This is a genomic window from Acinetobacter sp. YH12095 (genome assembly GCF_013419245.1).
GTDB classification, from domain to species: Bacteria; Pseudomonadota; Gammaproteobacteria; order Pseudomonadales; family Moraxellaceae; genus Acinetobacter; species Acinetobacter towneri.
This window is the reverse complement of sequence record NZ_VPAL01000003.1, coordinates 173987-194634: the sequence shown is the minus strand read 5'-3', so window position 1 is coordinate 194634 and position 20648 is coordinate 173987. Positions and strand designations below refer to the sequence as shown.

The window sequence follows — 20648 nt, the reverse complement described above, 5'->3', positions numbered from 1 at the left end:
CCTAATGCACAAGACCTTATTGGTCTTGCACATCAATTAAATGATCGAGTTTTTTCTGGAAATAATCACCCTGAATAAAGCGCGCATCGACATTCCACGCATTCGCAAACAGGTTCATATCATTTAAGTCACGCAATAACACTTCTACAGGTTTAATTTCACTATAAATGCTCAATTTTTCCTGTAATTCTTGCGTCGAGTCATCAGCAGCCAGTTTTTCAGTCAGTGCACTGTGCAAGGTCAAGTAGTGAATATCGACTTGTTTCAAGATAGATTCACTATAAATCGAATGACCAAAATCACGCAGAGAAATTTCAGCGCCGTGCTGACGTAATAAACTGATTTGTTTCTGCGCATCACCTAAGTTTTGGCTGATGTCTTCTTCAGAGAATTGCAAAATTAATGGATGGCTGAGGCGGCTACCAATAATCGTTATCAGTTTAGACACAAACTCAGGGAAGCTGCGGTCTTGTAATAAAACAAATTTGTTTAAATTGATAATCAGCTTCGCTTCAGGATATTGGGTGATGAAGTTGTGCAATTGTTTACAAGCTTCGACCAAAATCCAACGATCCAGTTTAATGGATAATTCTGGGTCTTCAGCCAAATCTATTAAGCCTGTCAGTGATTTCCATTCACTATTGAAAATAAAGCCACTAGTTACTTCATAGGTATATAAATTGGTGTCTTGCTTATCATAAAGTTGTTGATACTTCAGATGAATTTCACCACGATCAAGACTTTGACGTATCGCTGCAATAATCGCAGATTCACTATACGATTGTGGTACAGCTGCAGCAGATTCAATTACATTTAAGTTAGATTCACCAAAGGACAAGTCTAAGGTTAAACCTGAGTTATGTTGTTCTTGCTGTTGTGGTAATGCGTTGGCAAAACCTTGGCTAATCAGTTGCTCAAAACTGCTTTCATTTTGAATGTCTGGAGTGAATGGCACATAACCAATACGCAAATTAAGTGGGTAAGTATGTTGATCTACCGTAAGTAATTGCGGTTTCGTGAGTGAATTTAAGCCAATCAGTTTCGATTCTAAAATTGCAGGCGATTCTGCTTGGAACAAACCAACCACTAAACCATTACTCACATTAAATAATGGTACATTGGTCTGTTCTTTTAAAAAATTTTGAATGTTGGTAAAGTAATTTTTTGTGGTTTGCCAGTCGGCTTGGAAAATTGATTCAGGACAGTTCGCCAAAGAAAACACCACCAAAGCATTGGCACTAGAAGGCTGTTTGGCTAAAGTGCGATTTACCAATTGGTATGTGCTTGGTTTTGCCGCTGCTTTGTCTGCTGTCGTTTGAGCAGGGACAGTATTTTGCGCCGTATTTTCAATATCTATGGTGATTTGTATGGCGTCGTCAGCTGCTCCAACAAATTCAATTTTGAGCGGGTTTTGTTTTGCCAGAAGCGGGTTTTGGCTATGAATATCAAAACGGCCGTGTTCAAATTGTCCTTGACTGACTTTCTTAAAGCGGAATTTAAAATCTGTAATATCTTGCGGTTGCAATAAATCCAATAATGGCAAGCCAATAAGGTCATCTTCACTTTTTAAACCAAATAGCTGTAAATATTCAGCATTGGCTTGTGCATGAATTCCTTCCTGAATAATGGCTACTGCTTTGCTACTGTCTTCGACCAACGCCTGAGCTTGTGATTGTGCATTTTCCAGTTCAGTCATAAGTTGTTCTTGTGACTGCTGTAAGCGACTAAAAGACAGTGCGCGAATTAAGCCAAAATAGAAGCGTTCGGGGTAATCTAAATTGATAATGTCATAGATGCCTTTGCGCACATAACTGGTGTATTGCGTGGCATCGTAATCGTCTGGTTTGAGCAAAAGTAGCGGTAAATTTGGTTGCTGTGATGCACGAATTAAAGTGAGTGCCTGATCGACTTTTAGGTCATAAGCACGACCAAAGATCACCAAATCCCAAGTTAAATGTAATTGTTTTTCAAAGTTTTTAATGTCATCTAATAGATAAGCCTGAACACGGTGCTCATTTGCAGTGAGTTGTTCACAAATTTGATTAAAACGTATTTGGTTGTCATCGATTATGAGTAAACGTGTTTCGGTACGTTTGAGCTTTTTAGACAATAATGGATTTCTCACTTTAATGCTTCCCATAAATCGTGATTTTTAACTTCATTCACTTGTTTCTGAATAAAACCATCAAGTAAAGGCTGTTGTTGGTCATTCAACAACTCAAAATCAAAGCGCATAAAGCTTTGGGTAATCAATAACGGCTTAATTAAGAACACTTTTAGTTCTTCTTCACCTAAACGTAGCTGTACGGTTTGTTTGTCACGTAATAATTGCAGACTTGGCAAAATCAATGAGGTATTGACTTCATTGACCTGCGTACTTTGTACCAATAATGCTGGATGATAATGTCCTGTATGCCGATCTGTTTTAACAAAAACAGCACAAGGGTAAATATCTTGGGTTAAAATTTCCAAGCCAAGTTCTAAGCTTTTTTCAGCAGATTGTTTAATCCAGCGAATGACACCACCACGCCACGGACTTTGGCTATTTTCCTGAACCAGAATAAATTCACCTGTTTTAAGGTTTTTCGGTGTTTCACCCGTCCATTTAATACGATAGCCATTGACACTAATATCTAAAACATCGGCATTGTAAATTTGTTTGGCTTCACGGTCTAAGGTTTTAACAGCGCTAATATCTACCGTAGAGTTGGTATGCATGGCATTGATAAACTGGCTTTCATTCTGGAATTGGTAGTTATCGCCCAAAGCCAGCGTTTCATTGAAGTTTTTACCATTAGACAGATAAAAATGTGCCACAGTCAAACCAAAGCAAATTTTAATCCGTGCCGAATATTCATAACGCTCATGCACACGTTCTGCTGTATTGGTCAAAATATTGTGCAAGTGGAAATGCAAAGCAGGGGTTAAGAATAGCTTTTCATTGCGTGATAAATGTTCACCTTTACGACCTTGAGCTTCATTTAAATGATCGAGTAGGGGTTGAGTTGCAATAAAAATATTGGCATGAAAACCTTGGCTTTGGTGCGTATTGTAAATAGGTGGATGATCTTTGCTTGCATCGACCACATAACGTGAAAGCGTCGTTTCTTTGGGTAAAACTTGAATCAGTTTTGCCCAATCAAAGCTACAGAGATATAAGCCTTGAATTTCTGCAGGTCGAATTTGATGGGTATTGAAAATTTCCAATAAAATCAGCTGTGCATAGGCTTGAGCAATATTAATCAGTTGATGTTGTGTGCCTTGTAACTGATTAATATTATTTAAATAATAATGTTGTTGAATGGCTGTATCTAAAAGTTGGTGTGCAATTAACCACTGATTTGGCAAGGCGTGGCTATAAAGCATGTGTTGTTGATAGCGCAGTAGAGCTAATTGTTGTAAAGCATAATAGCTAGATAGAACTCGTGCAGTTTGTAAGTTCTTTTTTAAATTAAAGGCAAATAAAGAAAATTTTTGTTGGGTGAGTTGTTGGTGGCTACGTCGGGAAATATTAATATAGACTTTGGCGAAATGACTGCGTAATAACAGCGCGAGTTCAATAATATGATCGTTGCGGTCATTACTAATCAAAGCTTGGTTGAAAAAATGCTTTTCCAGACTGGTAAGCACATTTTCAAGTGTCGGATGAATAGCTTGAATTAAGTCAAAACGTAATGTTTCCTGACATTTCAGTTCTGAAATTTCTAAAAGTGCATTAAATAGAGCTTGGGAAGAATCACCCAATTGTAAAATGGATAAATCCGCTGCCCATGCCTGAATGCTTTTAACCGTATTTTGACAAAAACTCAATTGCTCCAGCTTTAGTTCGCTGGGAACTAGAAAAAGATCTGAAGTATTCATATTCATGATTGTTATTTAACTCAATAAGTTGAAACCCCAAAAAGCGGTGTCTTGTTTTTTTCGCCCGCAATTTCCCTAACGAGTTTAGGAACTAAATAGCCGGGTAAGTTCGCTAAAAGCTCTTTATAGATGTGATCAATGTCTTGCGGCATTAAATCAAAATGATGCGCTCCTTTTACTTTATCTAACACGTGTAAATAGTAAGGCATCACCCCCGCATCAAAAAGACGATAGCTTAAATCGACCAAGACCTGAGCAGAATTATTGACCCCATTTAATAAGACTGCTTGATTCAGAACGGTGATGTTTTGTTCGACTAACTTGGCAAGTTGCGAACAGGTAAAGTCATCTAATTCTGATGCGTGGTTCGAGTGTACCACTAGAATAATACGCAGCCTACTATTTTTTAGTAAGGAAATCAGTGATTCATCGACACGGTTGGGAATAACAATCGGAACTCGTGAATGAATTCTCAAAAATTTTATTTGTGGAATAGACGCTAAACGCTCAATCCAGATATTTAATTTACGATTTGACAAAGTGAGTGGGTCGCCACCACTTAAAATCACTTCATTAATATCGGGCTGGCTTTCAATGTAATTACGGATATTGTCCCAGTCTTCAGTTTTTGGCAGATTTTCCTGATAAGGAAAGTGCCTGCGGAAACAATAACGACAATGTACTGCGCAAGCACCAGTCAAGGTCAGCAAAAAGCGTGATTTATATTTGTGTAAGACTCCAGGTTGTTGATTGGCTTGTTCCTCACCCAAAGGGTCGGTCACAAATCCAGGATGATCTTCCAGTTCTAAATGATGTGGCAGAACCTGTAACAGTAAAGGATCGAGTGGATTGCCTTTTTGCATTTTGGCCACAAATGCACGCGGGATACGCAATTTAAACTGATTGGATGCCAGTAAAGCACCTGACAGCAACTGCTGTTCAGACAGCTCTAAAATATTTAACAATTCGCGTGGGTCGGTGATCAAGTCACTGAGTTGAGATTGCCAGTTTTGTTCTTGGTACAGGTAGTTGATCATGCCAGAAAAGATTTAAATATGAGGTGAAAGGAACCAAGTACAGATCTATTTAGCGTAGATGAATTCTTTGTTCATTGAGCGTGAATGCCGCGAATGATTAATCGCTTTGAATCAGAATCATTACAAAACAGCTGATTTTACCGATATCTTGAGGTGATCGGTAGTGGATTTTCATTGCTTCGTTATGGCTTGCTCATTTACAATACGTCCGATGAAAAAAGATGTTGCAAGATGGCGAGCATCGCAAAGCTGCGTTGGTCATTTGCTTTGTAACATAAATAGTTAAGTTAGTCAGTTTGGAGTGTGCCAGTCATGGCCTATTATTCTACGAATGATTTCAAGTCAGGCCTTAAGGTTATGCTTGATGGTAACCCATGTTCAATCATGGAAAATGAATATGTAAAGCCAGGTAAAGGTCAAGCGTTTAACCGCGTAAAACTTCGTAACCTTCGTTCTGGTAAAGTTTTAGAAAAAACATTTAAGTCTGGTGATTCACTAGAAGCAGCTGACATTGTAGAAGTAGAAATGGAATACCTCTACAACGATGGCGAAATGTGGAACTTCATGGATCCTGTATCTTTTGAGCAAATTGCTGCTGACAAAACCGCAATGGGCGATGCTGCAAAATGGTTAAAAGATGATTCAAACGAAAAATGTACCATTATGTTGTTTAACGGTGTGCCTTTAACTGTAAACGCACCAAACTTCGTGGTATTAAAAATTGTCGAAACTGATCCGGGTGTACGTGGCGATACTTCTGGTGGTGGCGGTAAACCAGCGAAATTAGAAACAGGTGCAGTGGTACGTGTTCCTTTATTCGTACAGCAAGAAGAAAGCGTTCGTGTAGATACACGTACAGGTGAATACCTAGAACGCGCATAATGATTTATTGATAAATCATAAGTAAAAGAGGGGGATGATTCGCGTCATCCCCCTTTTTTGTTGATTTGATTATGTGGTAAAAGAATAGGTGAAAAGTATAGGAAACTGTTGGTGCTCCATTTAAGTGTACGGTAGCGCACACTATGGATGTAAGGGCAGCAGACATCAAAATAAAAGGAGCAGGATCAACCAAGGATTTAGGAAATAAAGCTACATCTCGACAATAAAAGTAACGCTTAAAAAATGTAACAAGAAGAGAGATTGACATGGAAACAGTTCAACCGAAGTCAGGTCTGACTTCAAAAATTATATGGCTTTTGGTCGCTATATTGGGTGCAGTATCTTTTGGGATATTGGCAGTCAGTAGAGGCGAACACGTCAATGCAGTCTGGTTAGTTTTAGCTGCGGTCTGTGTCTATAGCATTGCATACCGCTTCTACAGTTTATTTATTGCCACCAAAGTATTTGAGTTAAATGAGCGACGCTTAACGCCCGCACATCGTTTGGCTGACGGTTTAGATTATGTGCCCACCAATAAAAGTGTGTTATTTGGTCACCACTTTGCCGCGATTGCAGGTGCAGGCCCTTTAGTTGGGCCTATTCTTGCAGCACAAATGGGTTATTTACCCGGCACGATCTGGCTTTTAGTCGGGGTGGTGTTGGCAGGTGCAGTCCAAGACTTTTTGGTTTTGTTTATTTCTACACGTCGTGATGGGCGTTCTTTGGGAGAAATGGCAAAACAAGAGTTGGGTTCATTTGCTGGTGTGATTGTCATGCTGGGTGCGCTGGGCGTGATGGTGATTATTCTTGCCGTACTCGCTTTGGTTGTCGTGAAAGCTTTAACCAATAGTCCGTGGGGCGTATTTAGTATTGCAGCCACCATCCCAATTGCGATTTTCATGGGCATTTATATGCGTTTTATTCGTCCGGGGAAAATTGCTGAGGTTTCCATTATTGGTTTTGTCCTGATGATGATGGGTATTATTTATGGTGAAAATGTTGCACAGCATCCATTCTGGGGGCCTTTATTTACTTTAAGTGGCACAGAATTAACGTGGTGTTTAATTGCCTACGGTTTTATTGCTTCAGTTTTGCCAGTGTGGTTGTTATTGGCGCCACGTGATTATTTATCGACGTTCTTAAAAATTGGTGTTATAGCGGGTTTGGCTGTCGGGATTGTGTTTGCAATGCCTGAAATGAAGATGCCTGCGGTGACCCATTTTATTGATGGTACAGGGCCAGTATTTGCGGGTTCATTGTTCCCATTCTTATTTATTACCATTGCCTGCGGTGCGATTTCAGGTTTCCACGCCTTAGTGTCTTCAGGTACGACGCCAAAACTAGTCAATAACGAAAAAGACATTCGGATGATTGGTTATGGCGGCATGTTGATGGAGTCTTTCGTGGCAATCATGGCAATGATTTGTGCCACGGTGCTAGACCCAGGCGTGTACTTTGCCATTAATGCACCCACTGCAGTTTTAGGTACAACGGTGGAAAGTGCAGCAGAAGCGGTACGAAATTTAGGCTTTGTAGTGACTCCTGAGGCTTTAACCATTTTGGCAAAAGAAGTCGGTGAAAGCTCGATTCTGTCACGTACGGGTGGTGCGCCAACGTTTGCAATTGGTATGGCACATATCATCACCGAGATTTTTAATAACCGCTCAATGATGGCATTCTGGTATCACTTTGCCATTTTATTTGAAGCCTTATTTATTTTAACTGCAGTAGATGCAGGCACACGTGCTTGCCGTTTTATGGTGCAAGATACTGTAGGTATTGTTATTCCTGCAGTGAAAAATTCACATAACTTCTTTGGTAACTTGCTTGGCACAGCAGTTGCGGTGGCTGGTTGGAGCTTCTTCGTCTATCAAGGCGTGGTCGATCCTTTAGGCGGTATTAATAGCTTATGGCCTCTATTTGGTATTGGTAACCAAATTTTGGCAGCGATGGCGCTCATTTTAGGTACAGTGATTCTGTTTAAAATGAAAAAAGAAAAATATGTTTGGGTGACGATTATCCCTACAGTTTTCTTGTTCATTACTTCAATGACTGCAGGTTGGCAAAAGATTTTCCACGACAATCCCAAAATTGGTTTCTTGGCGCAAGCAGATCGTTTCAATGCTGCAATTCAACGCAATGAAATTTTAGCACCTGCAAAAACAGTGACTGAAATGCAAACCATTGTCATGTCCAATCAAATTAATGCCGTGTTATGTGGTTTCTTTATGATTGTGGCATTTGTGATGTTGTTCGCTGCCATTGGGGTGATTCGTCGTGCCTTGGCAAGTCCAACACCAACTGTACATGAAGCTGAAGCGATTTATCGTGATCCTGAAACGATTCAGCCGAATAGTGGTCATTAGGAGTGAGCACATGATTAAGCTTAAATTTGCCCAACAGGGTAAAACGGTGATTTACAACATCATTAAAATGACCATCATGTCGCAAAAGGATTTGATTCTGAATCCGAAAAACTGGTCGCGTATCGCTACTTTATGGCAGCGTTTGCAACAAAGTTTTCGTTTAATGGTGGGTGTACCTGATTATCAGAACTATTTGGAACACATGCGTAAGCATCATCCAGATTTAGAAGCCATGGATCCGAAGACTTTTTATCGTTACTGTGTCGATGCGCGTTATCCATCGGCAAAAGGTGGTTTGAAAAAGTGTCCGTGTTAATCCCGTATCACCATGGAAATGTATAGAGATAAGAGCTGTTTAAAACTTACTTTTTAGGCAGTTTAGAATATCTTGAGGATTTCTTTGGAAATTTAGCAAAACGGTGTATGTTTAAACATGCGCCGTTTTTTATTGGGGATAAGGGGATTTACTGTGATTTGGGGTACAGAAAAAGTTCAAAAACAACAACTGACGCAAGCGCAGCAACAGCTCAATGCACAGATTGAATCTTATGCGGGTAAAATTCAGGCTTTTTTGACTGAAATTAATACCATTATTTTAGATAAAGAACAGCAGACCAAATTGGCCTTAAGTTGTTTGTTGGCAGGCGGGCATGTGCTTTTTGAAGATTTACCCGGATTAGGTAAAACCACCTTATCGAGTGCTTTATCGCACTTGGCGGGTCTGCAATTTCAGCGTATTCAGTTTACCAATGACATGCTGGCCAGTGATGTGATTGGCGTGAATATGTTTAATCAAAAAGAACATCAATTTGAGTTTAAGCAAGGCCCTATTTTTACCCAAATTTTATTGGCAGATGAAATTAACCGTTGTTCGCCTAAAACCCAAAGTGCCTTGTTGGAAGCGATGGAAGAAGGCGCGGTTACGGTGGATGGTGTGCGTTATAGCTTGCCGCAACCTTTTTGGGTGATTGCCACACAAAATCCACTGTTTCAAAGTGGTACTTATGCGCTGCCAGAATCACAGCTTGATCGTTTTTTAATGCGTCTGTCTTTGGGTTATCCATCGCGTTTTGCTGAAAAAATGTTGCTGCAACAAAACTCCAGACATGCGCTGATTGCCAGTTTGGCCCATATTTTTACTGAAACAGAAATTTTAAATTTACAGCAATTGGTCACGGAAATTTATGTGTCAGATACCGCGCTAGATTACTTACTCGACTTAGCCACAGAAACCCGTAAAGCGCGTCACGGATTATCTACCCGTGGTGTTTTGGCATTGAAAAAAGCAGCACAAGCACATGCTCTAATTGAGCAACGTAGTTTTGTCACTGCCGATGATATTCAAGCGGTATTTGTGGCAGTTGCTGCACATCGTATTGGATTGAGTGAGGCAGAAACTTTGTATGTGATGCAACAGGTTAAAGTGAGTTAGTACACGCATGTTTAAGCAGGCATGGCAAAACTGGATCAAGACACGTTTTAAATTTGATCGACACAAGGCCTTAAAACAAAAAGATATTTTGGTTTTTATTTACCAACAGGGCTATCTGTATTTAGTGCTGATTTTGATCACGTTTATTGCAGGCGTGAATTATGGCAATAACCTGATTTTAGGCTTTTGCTTTTTGATCAGTGCCATTTTATGTATCAGTTTTTATTTGACCTTTAAGCAGCTGCATGAATTAGAGATTGAAATTGTGACCACCGAAGTTGGGCAAGTAGGTGAAGTATTGCAATTACAATTGCATTTCAAACAAGAGGTCGCGCAGGCACGCTATTTATGGATTAAAGCCGATCATCAATTAGAAAAGGTTCTTATTCAAGACACTCAGCAGCAGTATGTGTTGACATTTTTTGCAGCGCAACGTGGGCAGTTTCATTATCCTTATTTACACATTTATTCGGTTTATCCTTTTGGCTTGGTACGTGCGTGGACTTATTTGAATTTGTCACGTACCGCGTGGGTGGCACCCAAAGCCGCCATGTATAGCGCAGAGAATAAACAGCATCAACACAGCTTTCAACCCGATTTAGACGAGTTTCGTGAGCTGCGTGATTTTCAATTGGGCGATTCCTTACAAGCCGTGTCGTGGAAGCAAGCGGCACGCGGTCAGGGCTTATATGTCAAAGTTTTTGAACAATATCAGGATCAACAGAGTATCGACATTCACTATGAACACATGCCTGCACCGACCCACGAAGAAAAACTAAGTTTGATGATGGGCTTAGTTGAACAATGTGAACAACAACAGTTGAATTATGCGATGTTTTTGCCGCATGCGACCCTTGAAAAAGGCGTAGGCGAGCGGCAGTTGAAACAGGCAAAAATTCTTTTGGCACAGGCTTGATGATCATGCACAATTCGATTCAGCAATCTATTCTGCTTAGCCTGATCTTAATTTTGGCTGCTCACATGCTGTTTAGCCCTGTGGCATTGAGTGTCATTTTCGGACTCATGTTGTTGCTGTTGTATCTTCACTATAAAAACAAGACAGCGCGTATTTCTAAAGTTTGGACTTATGGATTGACCTGTTGTGCCTTAGCCAGCATTTATTTGAGTTATAAAAGCCTGATTGGTGTAGAGGCAGGGGTTGCCTTATTAAGCACCTTTTTGTTTGCCAAAGCTTTAGAAAGTCATACTCAGCGCGACCTGATTATTTTATTTAATTTTGCGCTTTTTGTGAGCGCCAGTTCATTTTTATACAGCCAGAGCATGTGGATGACCGTGTTGGTTATTCTATGTTTAATCAGTTGTTTAATTGGGTTATATCGGATTCAAAAAAGTGCATTTTCAGATTATGCGTCGCGTCATTCGAGCAGGCAAGATGCAAAGCATGACCTTAAAAATGTCGCCAAGTTTATCGCATACGCTTTGCCATTCTTTTTATTATTGTTTTTATTCTTTCCACGTTTACCGCCATTGTGGCATGTACCTATTCCTGATGCCAAAGGCGTGACAGGTATTAGTGACACGATGTCACCGGGCGATATTGCCGAATTATCACAATCTTCTGCTTTGGCATTTCGTATTGTGGGGAATATGCAGCAACTGCCGCCACGTTCAAAACTATATTGGCGGGCGATGGTACTGGATCAATATGATGGTCGCACATGGACAAGCAATTTTAGCAATCAACAACCCGTTCAGGCAGCACAATTACAGCCAGAGCAAGTCGATTTTCAGTATCAATATATTGCAGCAGACCCACGTGCACAGTGGATTATGGCGCTGGAAAAATCTGTACCGAATCAACACGGTTATGTATTACGCCGTGATTGGAGTATGGTGCCACAGCGTCAAAATGGTCGGATTCAACCGATTGCTTTGCAGTGGGTTGGGGAATCCGCACGTATTCAAGGGGATGATGCACAGAACGAGCGTTATCGACGCTTTAGCCAGCGTTTAAATGTTCAGGTACAGACGCAATCTGACCCAAAAGCTCAGCAATTTGCCCTGCAGATGTTTGCTCAAAGTCAGCAACAACCTGAACGCTACGTGCAGAATGTATTGCAGTGGTATCGCAATAATGGCTTTAGTTATACCTTAAAACCTGGAATGCTCGGACAAAACCGAGTCGATGAATTCTTGTTTCAGAGTAAGCAAGGTTTTTGTGAACATTATGCCTCAAGTTTTGCCTTATTGATGCGTTATGTCGGGATTCCAGCGCATGTAGTCGTGGGCTATCAGGGTGGGGAACTTGCACCCGATGGACAAAGCTGGGAAGTACGACAGCAAGATGCACATGCTTGGACAGAAGTGTTGCTCAATCAACAATGGGTACGCATAGACCCGACAGCCATCATTGCACCTCAACGTATAGATGATGGTATGCAAAACCTAATGGCAGATGATCGGGCCGTTTTGGGTGCTGACACACAAATGTGGCAATACCAACATTCTAATTTTATTCGTTCTTTACGGGTGTGGAGTGATTATGCAAGTTATCAATGGCAAAGCAAGGTCGTGGGTTATGATGCCGAGTCACAGCGTCACTGGTTTGGACGCTTAGGGCTGCACTCAAACTATGCTTTGGCAGCGGTGTTGGTTTCAAGTATTCTCATGATCTTAGCAGGGTATTTTGGCTGGATTTTTTGGAAAAAACGTCAGCAAGGTTCTCGCATAAATCGTGCCTTAGACAAATTTTCTAAAAGATTGCCTGCTCAGTTGCAAAAACAGGATGCAGAAACAGTGAGTGTGTGGATGCAGCGTTTAGCAGCGCAGGTAGATGCAAATGAACAAGAGGCATTTAAGCGTTTAGGCGTGTGCTATCAACAATATTCTTATGCGCCTGAACATGACCGTGTTTCAGAGCAGGTGTTTTTTGATTTGCTTAAAACTTGCTCGGATGTGTTGAAAAAACACAGAAAGGACTTGTCTTAAAAATCAAAACTGAATATGATGCGAAGCACTTTAGGCGTATAGCTCAGTTGGTTAGAGCGCTACGTTGACATCGTAGAGGTCTCCAGTTCGAGTCTGGATATGCCTACCAATACATTAAAATTATATGTTGTTACATAACTTCATATAAGTAATAAAGCTCTGAATTATAACGATTTAGGGCTTTTTTATTGCTTTTCTAAAAGATACATAAATTCGCTTATAGTTTAAAAATATGTACACAGTGGTGTACACATGTAAGTTTTCGGCTTATTTTGCACTAATTGGTTTTTATTTTGCACTAGAGCTTTGAAGCCTCTTTCCACATTTCATTTGTGCACTGATTCGTGAGCGAGAACATGGCACCATTGAGCATTTAATGGTTATGCCAGTCACGGTTTTTGAAATTATGCTGGCAAAGGTTTTATCGATGAGCCTTGTGGTGCTTTTAGCAGCTTTTTTAGGCTTAAAAGTAGTGGTGCAGGGGGCATTGCAGGTACCCATAGAAGGAGGTTTGTTGTTGTTTTTCTTTGGAGCCTTGCTGACCTTATTTGCAACAACCTCAATGGGTATATACATGGCAACCGTGTCTAAATCGATGCCGCAATTTGGTTTGCTGATGATGCTTATTTTGATTCCCTTGCAAATGCTGTCTGGGGCAAGTACACCAAGAGAAAGCATGCCAGAAATCATTCAAAATATCATGCTGATTGCACCGACAACGCATTTTGTAACATTGGCTCAAGCAATTTTATACCGAAATGCAGGATTGGATGTGGTCTGGCCTTCGTTTCTATGGCTAATCGCAATTGCAACAATTTTTTTCTATGTATCTTGGAAACGCTTTAAAAATACCATCCATACAATGGCTTAATGTGATGAATTAAGTTTGATGGTTGAAGCAAAAATTTTGATTAAGGTGTATTAAAAGTTACACTAGGCATAATTTTTGCTAATATGTATGAAAATTGTTCAATAAAAGTAAATGACATGAAACACATTCTTGTACCAGTTTTGGTGGTGTTGGTCGTTTTATTAGGTTATCTCGTTTACTTGGAAGAGGAAACGCGAAAGCAGACAGAACTGAACCAAGTTTTGACTGAATCTGCAAATTTATCGCTAGAAAAAACAGAAGCGGCTACACCACAGATTTTGCAAGTCACAGAATAAGCGTAGAAATCTCTAACATGTTGTGTGGTAATTGCTTTATTCATCACACTTTTGTGTGCTTCACTTTATCGTAAAATTTTATCTTTAATTCAAAAAACTAGAATTTTTAAAAAATCCCTATGGTATAATTTGCCAATTGAAACTGCTTCATCACAACTCAATTGCATTACTTTTGAGAGTGGTTGAAGTAAAAAAAGATGAACAAAGCTGCATAAAATTTATGCGGCTTTTTTATTTAGCATTCCGAAATTTTGATTTTGATAAAATCAAATGCTTGATTGTGAATTAAGTTTATCTCTTTTGTGTAATTTCACATGCTTATTGGGCAAATCTATTGTTGCAACTAACACAGGCTTTTAAGTGCTGACTTAAAATTCAGTCATACTGCAAATTCAGTTTATTTACAGGGGCTAGGTCATGACGACTCCTAATCCATCCTCAGCGGGAATGCTTGAGCGCTTATTCAAATTAAGCGAAAACAAGACCACATTCCGTACCGAGATTTTGGCGGGTGTAACCACCTTCTTAACCATGTGTTACATCATTATTGTCAATCCAATGATTTTATCTGAAACAGGAATGGATCATGGAGCTGTCTTTGTCGCCACCTGTTTAGCCGCAGCTATTGGCTGCTTGGTGATGGGAATTGTTGCCAATTACCCAATCGCACTCGCACCAGGCATGGGGCTAAACGCCTATTTCACTTACTCGGTTTGTTTAGGCATGGGTGTGCCTTGGCAAACGGCTTTGGCTGCAGTTTTTGTATCAGGGATTATTTTCATTGCCATTAGCATGTTTAAAATCCGTGAAGCCATTGTTAATGCCATTCCCATGTCATTAAAACTAGCCATTGGCGGTGGTATTGGTTTATTCCTAGCTTTAATCGCCCTAAAAAATGCAGGTGTTATTGTTGATAATCCTGCGACTTTGGTGGGCTTGGGTGACTTAAAACAACCATCAGTACTGTTAGCGCTACTTGGCTTTTTAATGGTTGTAGTAATGCATCACTTTAAAGTACGTGGTGCAATTATCATCAGTATTTTGGTGCTGACTGCTATTTCAACAGCTTTAGGTTTAAGCGAATTTAAAGGTGTGGTTGGTGAAATTCCATCTATTGCACCTACTTTTATGCAAATGGACTTTGAAGGTCTATTTACAGCAAGTTTAATTGGCGTAATTTTCGTATTTTTCTTAGTCGATTTATTCGACTCTACAGGTACTTTAGTGGGTGTTTCACACCGTGCAGGCTTGTTGCAAGATGGTAAATTACCCCGTTTGAAAAAAGCACTTTTTGCCGATTCTTCTGCAATTGTTGCAGGTGCGGCATTGGGTACATCTTCAACAACGCCGTATATTGAATCATCTGCAGGTGTTGCAGCGGGTGGTCGTACAGGCTTAACCGCAGTGATTGTTGGCTTGTTGTTTATTGCCTGTTTGTTCTTGGCACCACTTGCGCAATCGGTACCAGGTTTTGCGACTGCACCTGCCTTGTTATTTGTGGGTGTGTTGATGATTCAAGGCATTGTGCATATTGATTGGGATGACATCACCGAAGCCGTGCCTGCATTCTTAACAGTCGTGTTCATGCCATTTACTTATTCTATTGCCGATGGCATCGCTATGGGCTTTATTAGCTATGCGCTGATTAAACTACTCACTGGCAAAGCCAAGTCTGTACCTTATATGGTGTGGATTATTGCTGCACTTTGGGCATTAAAATTTGCCATGTTTGGCGGTTAATATTCTTAAACTGAAAAGGGGTGTAAACTCAGTTTGCACCCTTTTTTATTTTGATCAATTTTTTAAAATTCTCCCATAAAATAGCAAAAAGGACAGAACATGAATCAACTTGAGCTAATCTGTGCATTACCTAAAGCAGAATTGCATGTGCATATTGAAGGTACTTTTGAACCTGAATTGATGTTTGCCATTGCGCAGCGCAACCAAATAGACATCCCTTATCAGTCCGTAGAAGAAGTCAAACAAGCCTATAACTTTCATAACTTGCAGTCTTTTTTAGATATTTATTATGCAGGCGCACAAGTGTTGGTGCATGAGCAAGATTTTTACGATTTGGCTTGGGCATATTTTGAAAAATGTGTTGAAGACCGTGTGGTACATACCGAAATGTTTTTTGATCCGCAAACCCATACCGAGCGTGGTGTGGCATTTGCAACCGTGATTAATGGCTTACAACGTGCTTGTGATGATGCGCAAACAAAATTAGGCATCAGTTCAAATTTAATTATGTGTTTCTTGCGTCATTTAAGCGAAGATGCAGCATTTGCCACACTTGAACAGGCTTTGCCTTATAAAGATCAAATTATCGCAGTGGGTTTGGACTCAAGCGAAGTTGGACATCCACCTTCAAAGTTTGAACGTGTCTTTGCCAAAGCACGTGAAGCAGGCTTTTTAGTCGTGGCACATGCAGGCGAAGAAGGGCCAGCCGAATATGTTTGGGAAGCATTAGATTTACTGAAAGTAAACCGTATTGATCATGGTGTGCGTTCTGAAGAAGATCCTGTATTAATGCAACGTCTAATTGCAGAGAAAATGCCGCTCACGGTCTGTCCATTGAGTAATTTAAAGCTATGCGTAGTGGATGATATGGCACAGCACAACATCCGCCGTTTATTGCAGCAGGGTGTTAAAGTGACAGTTAATTCAGATGATCCATCTTATTTTGGTGGTTATATGAATGATAACTTTGTTGCTATTAGCCAAGCTTTAGATTTAAGCAATGCTGAATTAAAACAATTGGCGGTTAATTCTTTTGAAGCTTCATTTATTTCGGCTGAAGAAAAGCAAAAATGGATTGAGCAAATTCAAGCATTGGGATGAGTTAAACTGAATTTAGATTAGCTTAGACTACAAAAAAGCAGCTTAATTTAAGCTGCTTTTTTGTGGGAGAACGATTTGAATCGCTTTAAACTCAAGCTTTAAAAATTATTTACCTTGTTGCGTCATACTACGCAATACATCGTCTTTATCTATAAAGTGATGTTTAAGTGCTGCAAGCATATGCCCAACCACCATTGCCCCTGCAAACCATGACAAATAAGTATGCACAGGTTTAACAATTGCTAATAGTTCGGGGTTCTTATCCACCAAGGCTGGAATTTCAAATAAATACAGCACAGGCACAGGTTTACCCACGCTCCAGCTAAACAAACAGCCCGTAATTGGAATCGCAATCAGCATAAAATACAGCCCTAGATGCCCTAAATGCCCTAAATGCGCTAATGTTTTCATCAACGGTGACATGCTGTTAGGCAGTTGCGGTGCAGGGTGGGTATAACGCCAAAATAAACGAATTACCAATAAAAATATAATTGGTGTGGCGACATTTTTATGCAGGGTAATCACATCACCTTTGAAGCTGCCATCGGCTTCATAGCTTAAAAAGTTGCCACTAAAAAAACCGATTGCCCATGCGGCAATAAAAATAATCGCCATGAGCCAATGTAAAACTTGTGCGGTACGGGTGTAATATGAAGTGGAACTGTTCATGTTGTATTTCAGGCGAATAGTGTGCTTGCATGCTAAACAACAGCATGTAGCGAAAAAAGTATCCACCTGCAACGGAGTGTTGAAAATCTGCGACGCTGCAAAAAAATAGCGTTCTTGAGGGAACGAGCATATTTTTTGCTGCTATTGCGTTATGAGTCAGTCATTTAGAATGACTAATTTCCTGCCTCATGCTTTATATCGGCTAAAAAACGTTGCGAGATATATCTCTCATGTCGCAAACATAGAAGAATTATCAACAGCCTCTAGCCTAAGCACTTGAATGTAGAAATTGCAAAAAGCTATTCCTTCGCCAAACAAGTTTAGGCACAATAGCGGCATTGTTTCACCCAAATGACTTGAATATTAAATACAGGAAATATCCATGAAAAAACTACTCGCTGTATTGGCACCTATCGCTTTGGTTTTATCTGCATGTACCACCACTACAGGTACTACTACAGGAACGACAACTGCACCGACAGCAACTCAACAATTGGGTATGGCGGCGATTAAAATTGCAATTAATGCCAAGTGTGTGACTGAATTAAACAACATTCCTGCATGGCACACTGCGACACGTGTTATGACACCAACGCAAAAGCAAAATGTTCAAGCGGAAATTTGTGGTTGTGTCAGTGAAAAAGCACCACAAAACGTGACTGCAGTAGATTTAGCCACTGCAGCAATTGACCCTGCTGCACGTGCAACGATTGTGAGCAATGCAGTATCAAGAACCATTAATGCATGTGTGGCAGAAGCAGTAAGATAAGTTTACTGATTCTGTAAAATTAAAGATGGTGCGTGTTGATTCGCATCGTAAGATAGGCTGAAGATTTCAGCCTATTTTTTCTGGAAAAAGATGATGAAAATTGCAGGTGTAGATGAAGCAGGGCGTGGGCCTTTAGTGGGTTCTGTTGTCGCTGCGGCAGTTATTTTAGATCCGAATAACCCGATTGAAGGTTTAAATGATTCTAAAAAACTGACAGAAAAAAAGCGTGAAAAGTTATTTGTTGAAATTCAGGAAAAGGCTTTGGCTTGGGCAATTGCAGAAGCATCTGCAGCCGAAATTGATGAACTGAATATTTTGCAAGCGTCGTTATTGGCGATGCGTCGTGCGGTGGAAGCCTTATCTATTCAACCTGAGCATGTCTTAGTCGATGGCAATAAAATTCCGCAGGGTTTAGCGATGTCTTGTGATGCCGTTGTTGGGGGAGATGCATTACATGCAGAGATTTCGGCAGCCAGTATTTTAGCTAAAGTGGCGCGTGACCGTGAAATGGTATTGCTTGATCAAGCATTTCCACAATTTGGTTTTGCCAAACATAAAGGTTATCCAACCAAAGCACATTTTGAAGCCATTGCACAGCATGGCGTGATTGCGGCACATCGACGTAGTTTTGCACCTGTGCGTAAAGCTTTAGAATTAATGGAAAACTCACAGTAATTTTCATGCAAAACTTGTGCTGAGTTGCCTGTAAAATAGTCTTTACATGCTTCGAATCAGCGAGCAACTCTGAAATGATGCGAGTTTTTAAAAAGCATTCAGCAGAAAAATTTAAAGCGGCAAATGAGCCGCTTTATATTCAATTACCTTAATCGTTTAACGATTAAAGTCATTTTGCGAGTAGTTATCTTCTTCAAATGAAGGTTGATAATCTTGATCTAAATGTTGCAAATGCTCATGCATGGCACGCTCGTGTTGAATACGTTGATAGATTTCTTCACGATGAACCGATACTTCTTTCGGGGCATTTACACCAATACGAACTTGGTTACCTTTGACACCAAGCACAGTCACGCTGACTTGGTCCCCAATCATTAATGTTTCTCCGACACGTCGGGTCAGAATCAGCATGTTTATCTCCTTGCAAAATGCTAAACCTGCATTGATTTTTAAAGCAATTTAAAAGTCACAACCAAATAAAAACCAGTAAATTTTAACGGAACGTATCATTATTTATTTTATAAGATACAGCGCTGCCAAAATTTATGAAAGCATGTTGCTCAATATAACAGAGCCACTATAAAAAAAACTATAGTGGCTCTATTTTTTTGTACTTTTTCGCAAAATTTGTCAGACAATTACATTTTCTGACAGGGGCGTATTAAGCGCGTGCGCTAGACTCACCGCTTTCACGATCTAGACCAAATACAGTGTGTAAAGTACGTACTGCAAGCTCTAAATAGTTTTCTTCAATAATGACTGAAATTTTAATTTCAGAAGTAGAAATCATTAGAATGTTGATGCCTTCATCTGCAAGTGCAGTAAACATTTTGCTTGCAACACCTGCGTGTGAACGCATACCTACACCTACGATAGATACTTTCACGATGTCACCACGTGTAGCGACTTCACGTGCACCAATTTCTTTGGCAGTTGCTTCAAGAATTGATTTTGCTTTGGCAAGTTCGCCACGGTTTACAGTAAAAGTAAAGTCGGTAGTACCATCTTCTTCTACGTTTTGGATGATCATGTCAACTTCAACATTGGCAGCGCCAATAGGTGACAAGATTTTAGATGCAATACCTGGCTCATCAGGCACACCTAAAATAGTTAATTTTGCTTCGTCACGGTTAAACGCGATACCTGAGATGATAGGTTGTTCCATGTTGTCTTCCAATTCAGTAGTAATGAGTGTGCCGACATTTTGTTTAAAATCTTCGTCGAATGCGCCATCATTGTCATTATCAAAACTTGATAATACACGTAAAGGTACTTGGTATTTACCTGCAAATTCAACCGCACGAATTTGCAATACTTTAGAACCTAAAGAAGCCATTTCTAGCATTTCTTCAAAAGAAATACGATCTACTTTTTTGGCTTTTGGTGCAACGCGTGGGTCTGTGGTGTAAACGCCATCTACGTCAGTGTAAATTTGACATTCATCGGCTTTCAATGCAGCAGCAAGTGCAACGCCAGAAGTATCAGAACCACCACGACCTAAAGTAGTGGTGTTACCTTCAGCATCAAAACCTTGGAAACCAGCAACCACAATCACACGGCCTGCGTCTAGGTTTTCAGTTAACACGTCAGTATTAATCGCTTCAATACGTGCTTTGGTAAATGCGCTGTCAGTTTGAATACCAACTTGGCGACCAGTTAGTGATTTTGCCGCAACGCCAATAGAATTCAGCGCCATCGCTAACATCGAAATCGTCACCTGTTCGCCTGTAGACACCATTTGGTCTAATTCACGCGGATCAGGGGTTTCGGTAATGGCTTTCGCGAGAGCGAGTAGGCGATTGGTTTCGCCACTCATGGCAGAAACGACAACCACTACTTTGTGGCCATGATCATGCCAGCGCTTCACACGACGAGCAACATTTAAAATGCGCTCGGGAGTACCCATTGAGGTACCGCCATATTTTTGAACGATTAGTGCCATAGTTGTTCCATATAAGCCATGACCCTGAATTTACCTGCTCAGGGTCAGTTACACAAAA

General features: G+C 40.3%; 17 protein-coding genes, 1 tRNA gene and 1 pseudogene. 13 read left to right on the top strand and 6 right to left on the bottom strand.

Annotated elements, in window-relative coordinates:
- Window positions 1-16: 16 nt before the first annotated feature.
- The 3 genes from FTU35_RS03995 to epmB are packed head-to-tail and all read right to left on the bottom strand — an operon-like array spanning window position 17 to window position 4898.
- Entirely contained in the window at window positions 17-2140 is a 2124-nt protein-coding gene (locus FTU35_RS03995) for an EAL domain-containing protein (protein WP_180064515.1), read from the bottom strand.
- Window positions 2122-3867: a GTPase gene (locus tag FTU35_RS03990; RefSeq protein ID WP_096901069.1), complete on the bottom strand. Its 1746-nt coding sequence runs from the start codon at window positions 3865-3867 to the stop codon at window positions 2122-2124. The genes FTU35_RS03995 and FTU35_RS03990 overlap by 19 nt, the downstream gene beginning before the upstream one ends.
- 14 nt (window positions 3868-3881) lie before the next feature.
- Entirely contained in the window at window positions 3882-4898 is a 1017-nt protein-coding gene (gene epmB / locus FTU35_RS03985) for an EF-P beta-lysylation protein EpmB (RefSeq protein ID WP_096901068.1), read from the bottom strand.
- Window positions 4899-5210: 312 nt separating this feature from the next.
- Here epmB and efp point away from each other — a divergent pair, with 312 nt between their 5' ends.
- The 11 genes and pseudogenes from efp (at window position 5211) to FTU35_RS03930 (ending at window position 16535) form a co-directional block, all read left to right on the top strand.
- Entirely contained in the window at window positions 5211-5780 is a 570-nt protein-coding gene (gene efp / locus FTU35_RS03980; RefSeq protein ID WP_004971615.1) for an elongation factor P, read from the top strand.
- Window positions 5781-6046: 266 nt separating this feature from the next.
- Window positions 6047-8146: a carbon starvation CstA family protein gene (locus tag FTU35_RS03975; protein ID WP_180064514.1), complete on the top strand. Its 2100-nt coding sequence runs from the start codon at window positions 6047-6049 to the stop codon at window positions 8144-8146.
- 10 nt (window positions 8147-8156) lie between these two features.
- Entirely contained in the window at window positions 8157-8462 is a 306-nt protein-coding gene (locus FTU35_RS03970; RefSeq protein ID WP_171324790.1) for a YbdD/YjiX family protein, read from the top strand.
- 156 nt (window positions 8463-8618) lie between these two features.
- Window positions 8619-9578 (top strand): MoxR family ATPase, encoded by a 960-nt coding sequence (locus FTU35_RS03965; RefSeq protein WP_096901148.1) that lies wholly within the window; start codon window positions 8619-8621, stop codon window positions 9576-9578.
- 7 nt (window positions 9579-9585) lie between these two features.
- Window positions 9586-10494, top strand: a complete 909-nt coding sequence (locus FTU35_RS03960) for a DUF58 domain-containing protein (RefSeq protein WP_154320866.1) — start codon at window positions 9586-9588, stop codon at window positions 10492-10494.
- Window positions 10495-10499: 5 nt separating this feature from the next.
- A complete protein-coding gene (locus FTU35_RS03955) occupies window positions 10500-12527 on the top strand; it encodes a DUF3488 and transglutaminase-like domain-containing protein (protein WP_180064513.1) in 2028 nt (675 codons plus the stop codon).
- Between the two features lie 32 nt (window positions 12528-12559).
- A tRNA-Val gene (locus FTU35_RS03950) sits at window positions 12560-12636 on the top strand.
- A gap of 225 nt (window positions 12637-12861) precedes the next feature.
- Window positions 12862-13398 (top strand): annotated as a pseudogene (locus FTU35_RS03945) (ABC transporter permease); the annotation flags it as partial.
- A 116-nt stretch (window positions 13399-13514) separates the two neighbouring features.
- Window positions 13515-13694: a hypothetical protein gene (locus FTU35_RS03940; RefSeq protein WP_180064512.1), complete on the top strand. Its 180-nt coding sequence runs from the start codon at window positions 13515-13517 to the stop codon at window positions 13692-13694.
- Window positions 13695-14111: 417 nt separating this feature from the next.
- A complete protein-coding gene (locus FTU35_RS03935; RefSeq protein ID WP_096901065.1) occupies window positions 14112-15434 on the top strand; it encodes an NCS2 family permease in 1323 nt (440 codons plus the stop codon).
- Between the two features lie 99 nt (window positions 15435-15533).
- Window positions 15534-16535 carry an adenosine deaminase gene (locus FTU35_RS03930; RefSeq protein ID WP_096901064.1) on the top strand — a complete coding sequence of 334 codons (1002 nt, stop codon included), beginning with the start codon at window positions 15534-15536 and terminating at the stop codon, window positions 16533-16535.
- A gap of 105 nt (window positions 16536-16640) precedes the next feature.
- On the opposite strand, the gene FTU35_RS03925 is transcribed toward FTU35_RS03930, so the two are convergent.
- Window positions 16641-17204, bottom strand: a complete 564-nt coding sequence (locus tag FTU35_RS03925) for a cytochrome b (protein ID WP_179991202.1) — start codon at window positions 17202-17204, stop codon at window positions 16641-16643.
- Window positions 17205-17586: 382 nt separating this feature from the next.
- Between FTU35_RS03925 and FTU35_RS03920 the strand changes: the two genes are divergently transcribed.
- Complete coding sequence (locus FTU35_RS03920) at window positions 17587-17973, top strand: hypothetical protein (protein ID WP_004971594.1); 387 nt, start codon at window positions 17587-17589, stop codon at window positions 17971-17973.
- 93 nt (window positions 17974-18066) lie between these two features.
- On the top strand, window positions 18067-18648 hold the full coding sequence (gene rnhB, locus FTU35_RS03915) for a ribonuclease HII (protein WP_004971591.1): 582 nt from the start codon (window positions 18067-18069) through the stop codon (window positions 18646-18648).
- 156 nt (window positions 18649-18804) lie between these two features.
- Here the strand turns inward: rnhB and csrA are convergent, their stop codons facing one another.
- Window positions 18805-19059 carry a carbon storage regulator CsrA gene (gene csrA / locus FTU35_RS03910; RefSeq protein ID WP_004971589.1) on the bottom strand — a complete coding sequence of 85 codons (255 nt, stop codon included), beginning with the start codon at window positions 19057-19059 and terminating at the stop codon, window positions 18805-18807.
- Window positions 19060-19309: 250 nt separating this feature from the next.
- Window positions 19310-20590, bottom strand: a complete 1281-nt coding sequence (locus FTU35_RS03905; protein ID WP_004971586.1) for an aspartate kinase — start codon at window positions 20588-20590, stop codon at window positions 19310-19312.
- Window positions 20591-20648: the final 58 nt, after the last annotated feature.

Excerpts from the sequence above, each read along its gene's own strand:
- FTU35_RS03920 (WP_004971594.1), top strand. The coding sequence starts at position 17,587 with ATGAAAAAACTACTCGCTGTATTGGCACCTATCGCTTTGGTTTTATCT.
- FTU35_RS03955 (WP_180064513.1), top strand. The coding sequence starts at position 10,500 with ATGCACAATTCGATTCAGCAATCTATTCTGCTTAGCCTGATCTTAATT.
- efp (WP_004971615.1), top strand. The coding sequence starts at position 5,211 with ATGGCCTATTATTCTACGAATGATTTCAAGTCAGGCCTTAAGGTTATG.
- rnhB (WP_004971591.1), top strand. The coding sequence starts at position 18,067 with ATGAAAATTGCAGGTGTAGATGAAGCAGGGCGTGGGCCTTTAGTGGGT.
- FTU35_RS03960 (WP_154320866.1), top strand. The coding sequence starts at position 9,586 with ATGTTTAAGCAGGCATGGCAAAACTGGATCAAGACACGTTTTAAATTT.
- FTU35_RS03970 (WP_171324790.1), top strand. The coding sequence starts at position 8,157 with ATGATTAAGCTTAAATTTGCCCAACAGGGTAAAACGGTGATTTACAAC.
- epmB (WP_096901068.1), bottom strand. The coding sequence starts at position 4,898 with ATGATCAACTACCTGTACCAAGAACAAAACTGGCAATCTCAACTCAGT.
- FTU35_RS03995 (WP_180064515.1), bottom strand. The coding sequence starts at position 2,140 with ATGGGAAGCATTAAAGTGAGAAATCCATTATTGTCTAAAAAGCTCAAA.
- FTU35_RS03905 (WP_004971586.1), bottom strand. The coding sequence starts at position 20,590 with ATGGCACTAATCGTTCAAAAATATGGCGGTACCTCAATGGGTACTCCC.
- FTU35_RS03935 (WP_096901065.1), top strand. The coding sequence starts at position 14,112 with ATGACGACTCCTAATCCATCCTCAGCGGGAATGCTTGAGCGCTTATTC.
- csrA (WP_004971589.1), bottom strand. The coding sequence starts at position 19,059 with ATGCTGATTCTGACCCGACGTGTCGGAGAAACATTAATGATTGGGGAC.
- FTU35_RS03975 (WP_180064514.1), top strand. The coding sequence starts at position 6,047 with ATGGAAACAGTTCAACCGAAGTCAGGTCTGACTTCAAAAATTATATGG.
- FTU35_RS03940 (WP_180064512.1), top strand. The coding sequence starts at position 13,515 with ATGAAACACATTCTTGTACCAGTTTTGGTGGTGTTGGTCGTTTTATTA.
- FTU35_RS03925 (WP_179991202.1), bottom strand. The coding sequence starts at position 17,204 with ATGAACAGTTCCACTTCATATTACACCCGTACCGCACAAGTTTTACAT.
- FTU35_RS03930 (WP_096901064.1), top strand. The coding sequence starts at position 15,534 with ATGAATCAACTTGAGCTAATCTGTGCATTACCTAAAGCAGAATTGCAT.
- FTU35_RS03990 (WP_096901069.1), bottom strand. The coding sequence starts at position 3,867 with ATGAATATGAATACTTCAGATCTTTTTCTAGTTCCCAGCGAACTAAAG.